General features: G+C 74.0%; 3 protein-coding genes. 2 read left to right on the top strand and 1 reads right to left on the bottom strand.

The annotated features are described in order from the left end of the window. Together G7A99_RS18100 and G7A99_RS18095 are read left to right on the top strand one after the other, a co-directional pair. The coding region (locus tag G7A99_RS18100; protein ID WP_205599911.1) for an NnrS family protein at nucleotides 1–1,146 on the top strand (1,146 nt) is incomplete at its 5' end. A gap of 61 nt (nucleotides 1,147–1,207) precedes the next feature. Continuing rightward, complete coding sequence (locus tag G7A99_RS18095; RefSeq protein WP_205599910.1) at nucleotides 1,208–2,206, top strand: zinc-dependent alcohol dehydrogenase family protein; 999 nt, start codon at nucleotides 1,208–1,210, stop codon at nucleotides 2,204–2,206. A gap of 33 nt (nucleotides 2,207–2,239) precedes the next feature. Here the strand turns inward: G7A99_RS18095 and G7A99_RS18090 are convergent. Further along, the coding region (locus G7A99_RS18090; RefSeq protein WP_205599909.1) for a heme-binding protein at nucleotides 2,240–2,440 on the bottom strand (201 nt) is incomplete at its 5' end.

Here is a 2,440-nt window from a genome sequence, read left to right as displayed (position 1 = left end):
CCCGCAAGGAGTGCCGCCATGGCCCGCCCGGCCGCGCCCAGCCTCGATCCCCAGACCGTCTTCTTCCCCCTGGCCGCCGTCTATGCCGCCGTGAGCGTGCCGGTCAGCGTGTTCGCGATGGCGTACGGCAGCTGGCCGCCGCTGCTGGGCTCGCCGGCGGCCCACGGACTCGAGCTCCTCATCGGCTATTTTCTCGCGGTGATCGCCGGCTTCCTATTGCCCGCGGGCCCCGGCACGGCGGGCACTGCCGCTCTCGCCGGGCTATGGCTCGCGGGCCGCGCCGCCGCCTGGGGCTGGCCGCAACCCGCGATGGCGCTCAACGCCGCCTTTGCCGTCGCGATCGTGCTGACGGCCGCGCCCCGTTTCCTCGGCGGCTCGAGGCAGTGGCACAGCACCCTGTTCGGACTGACCCTGCTCGCCACGGGCGGCACCCTTGCGACCGCCGCCCTGGCGGACGGCGTCCTGCCGCCGGCCTGGCAGCCGGGCGCACTCGTCGAGGCGGCACTGCTGGCCAGCACGGTGGTCGTATTCCTCGGCGGACGGGTGGTCGCGCCCGCCACCGGCGGTGCCTGGCCCACGGCGGAGCGCACCGGCATGGCCGCCGTCCAGCCGGCGACCGAGGCGGTCATTCTTCTCGGTATCACCGCCGGTGCGGTCCTGCTGCCCTACCATGCGCCGTCAGCGGCGGTCCCGGTCGCCGCGGCGGGGGCGGCGGCACTGTGGCGGGTCTTTCGCTGGCGGCCGTGGACGCTGAGACACCAGCCGGACGTGCAGGGGCTGATCACGGCCCACGCCTGGACCGGCGCCGGACTACTCGGCCTCGCTGTTGCGTGGGTCGCCGCTCCGCTGCGGGCGGGAACGATGCTTCATGTCCTGCTCATCGGCGGCCTGGGCACCTTCGGCCTGCACCTGATGGCACGGATCGCGCTGCAGCGCGCCCGCCAGGGTGTGGCCGGCATCCGGCTGCTGCCGGTCGCGACGGTCCTGCTTGCCGTGGCGACGCTGGCGCAGTTCGCCCCGGGGCTGATCCCGGTGGCCGTCGGCCTGTGGAGCCTCGCCTTCGTGCTCGTCGCCCGGCTGCTGTTCAATCTCTCGCGGGAACGCTGGCGGGCCGCCTTCGCCACGGGGTGGTTCCGCCGCCTGTGACGCCGCGCCGGCCGGCGGCTGTGCCACAATGGACGGATCCCCACGCAGCGGAGGCGTGACCATGAGCGAAGCGCGCATGAGGGCGATGGTGCTGCCGGCACAGGGCCGGCCTCTGGAGGCGCAGGAGTGGCCGGTACCGGAGCCGGGCCCGGGGCAGATCCGCCTGCGTGTACGCGCCTGCGCGGTCTGCCGTACCGACCTGCACGTGGTCGACGGGGACCTGCCCGACCCCACCCTGCCCCTGATCCCCGGCCACGAGATCGTCGGCACCGTCGACGCCGTCGGTCCGGGCGCAGAGCGCTACGGCATCGGCGACCGGATCGGCGTGCCCTGGCTCGGCCACGTCTGCGGCAAGTGCGATTACTGCCGCAGCGGCCGGGAGAACCTCTGCGACGACGCCCGTTTCACCGGCTACCAGCTCCAGGGGGGCTATGCCGAGTACACCGTCGCCGACGAGCGCTTCTGCTTCCCGATCCCCGAGCCCTACGGCGACGCCGAGGCCACCCCGCTGCTGTGCGCCGGGCTCATCGGACAACGCGCCCTGCGCATGGCCGGCGACGGTACGCGGCTGGGCCTCTACGGCTTCGGCGCGGCCGCGCACATCGTCGCCCAGATCGCGCGCCACGAGGGCCATCGGCTGTTCGCCTTCACCCGCGAGGGCGATACCCGTGCGCAGGCATTCGCCCGGCGTCTCGGCGCCGAGTGGGCGGGGACGTCCACGGACGCGCCGCCGGAGCCGCTGGATGCGGCGATCATCTTCGCACCGGTGGGATCGCTGGTGCCCGCCGCGCTCCGTGCCGTGGCCAAGGGCGGACGGGTGGTGTGCGCCGGTATCCACATGAGCGAGATACCGGCCTTCCCCTACCGCATCCTCTGGGAGGAGCGCAGCATCCGCTCGGTGGCCAACCTAACCCGCGCGGACGGCGAGGCACTGATGCGCGTGGCCCCGGCCGTACCGGTGACGACCCATGTGCAATGCTATCCGCTGGGCGAGGCCAACCAGGCCCTCCGGGACCTGCGTGACGGCAACCTGGAGGGCGCGGCGGTGCTGATCCCGTAGCGTCCCGGGATCAGCAGCGGGCGGGAATCGTCTTCAGGAGGCGCTGGCAGCCAGGCCTGCGGCCTCGATGCCGGCCACCGCCACGGCCTCGTCGGCGTCGGAGGCGTCACCGCTGACGCCGACGGCGCCGATCACCAGGCCCTCGCCGTCGAGCACGAGCACGCCGCCGGCCACCGGCACCGCGCCGTTGTCGGCGACGCCGCTGACCGCGGCGAGGAAGGCCGGACGCTCGGC

This window comes from Arhodomonas sp. KWT, assembly GCF_010993615.1.
Note: the sequence above shows the minus strand (reverse complement) of the source record. Positions and strands in the feature narration are given on the sequence as shown.

Coding starts and splice junctions, on each gene's coding strand:
- G7A99_RS18095 (WP_205599910.1), top strand. CDS start 1,208: ATGAGCGAAGCGCGCATGAGGGCGATGGTGCTGCCGGCACAGGGCCGG.